The sequence below is a fragment of the Frigoribacterium sp. UYMn621 genome (assembly GCF_040549525.1).
In the GTDB taxonomy this organism is placed as follows: domain Bacteria; phylum Actinomycetota; class Actinomycetes; order Actinomycetales; family Microbacteriaceae; genus Lacisediminihabitans.
This window is the reverse complement of sequence record NZ_JBEPTM010000046.1, coordinates 1-1,553: the sequence shown is the minus strand read 5'-3', so window position 1 is coordinate 1,553 and position 1,553 is coordinate 1. Positions and strand designations below refer to the sequence as shown.

2 protein-coding genes are annotated in these 1,553 nt (G+C 58.5%); both read right to left on the bottom strand.

Features of this window, described 5'->3' with window-relative positions:
- On the bottom strand, positions 1–194 hold a 194-nt coding region (locus tag ABIB54_RS17810; RefSeq protein WP_354576870.1), incomplete at its 3' end, for a hypothetical protein.
- Positions 195–890: 696 nt separating this feature from the next.
- Positions 891–1,307, bottom strand: coding sequence for a hypothetical protein (locus ABIB54_RS17805; protein WP_354576869.1), 417 nt, complete (start codon positions 1,305–1,307; stop codon positions 891–893).
- Positions 1,308–1,553: the final 246 nt, after the last annotated feature.

Here is a 1,553-nt window from a genome sequence, read left to right as displayed (position 1 = left end):
GGGCTCACCATATCTGCCTTTATGGGTTCGTTCTCCTGGATATCATGGGTCGTCGGTCTGGCGATGACTGCTTTGATCGGTTGGCTCGCATTTCGAACGAGGCGGCGAGTGAATTCGGCTATTTCTACCGCCAAGGCTGAAGATGATCGATCCCGTTCGTAACGGGGCGAGCCCCACACCAGAGAACGGGTCACGCGAGTATGGGAAGCGGTCCACCCTAACGTTCTTGCCCACGGACACCTTCACATCAAAGGTGAGACCACCCTCCCCACCGGGCAACGCGTCTACTCCCTCGCCTGCAACGGCCAGCCCGGAAACATCGGGCTCCTGGAAACCGAAAGTTTGGAGTGGGAATGGCTGACAGAAGCGCGGTGAGAGTCCGCATACATACCGACCTATTCCGCGAAACGCGCAACATACTCGGGCGCGCAGCAACGCGCAGGCTGTGGAGCTGGCGATCACTATCGCCCTCGCGATTCGCGCCCCCGGCGGGGCAGAGGCCGTGAAGTACTTGGAGATCCTGCGCTCGGACCGGTTCAAGGTCAAAAGCGCTGCCATTTCGAGCGCCGTGCCCGCAGTAGCGCGGAAACGACAGACCCTTCGACTTCGGATTTTCAAGGCAAAATGAGTAACCAAACCGTGGGGCACGTCAGTCAATCAAACCGACAGCAGTCCCCTCCAATATCGATCATGGATGCGACGAGCACTAGGCCCGACAAACCATGAGCCAGGTCCGCCGCTGCACGCGTTGCTATTCGATCCGAGACATCCACCAGCGGTATCATCAGCGGGCCGCATTCCACCGGCCTTCCCCACGTCGGAATTAGGCGCGGTTTTCGACTCCCACGGGTGCCCGCAGGGGAGCGTCTTACGGTGATGTTCCGGAAAAGCTAAGCCGCAGGTGCGGTTGTGTTGGTGGTGCGGCCTTCGATGATCCACGCTCCGATGGCGATGAATGCAAAAACTATTCCGGCCAAGATCCAGGGCACCCATGGGGTATTACCTTGACGCACCACAAACCACTCCAGAGCCAGCGAGCCTGCCATTACGACGAAGAGTACGACCATGTAAACGACGCCCCATGCCCGCGGTCGCGAAGGAGCTCGTGGGAGTCGGCGGATCAGAATGTTGAAGATGGTGAACGGAACCAACGCAGCCGTGAAAGGAAGGCCGCCAAACTGTCGGGGGAGGACTGCAAACGCGATCATCGCTGCGGCAGTGACTGCCGCCGGAGCGAAGTATTGCAAAATTTGCAGCGCGACTCGTTCCCTTCCACTGGACTGTTTAGCATTGCTCACTGTATCCATGCGGCAATGCTAACTTCATCACCTATCAGGAGATAGGTCCCGGCACCTCCTTGGGTCTCAACAGACTGGCGTCGAGGCGAAAAGCTCTGATTCTCAAATGCCCGCTCAATGGAGTCGCAGGTCGGTTTCCGACCGAAAACCTTGAGGAAATCGGTCACGTCCCGCTGAGTGGTGGAGTTTCTCAACACCGTGCGGGTCAGTTGTTTTAGTTTAGGCGGCGGCGAGTTCTGGGAGGATCACCGCCTC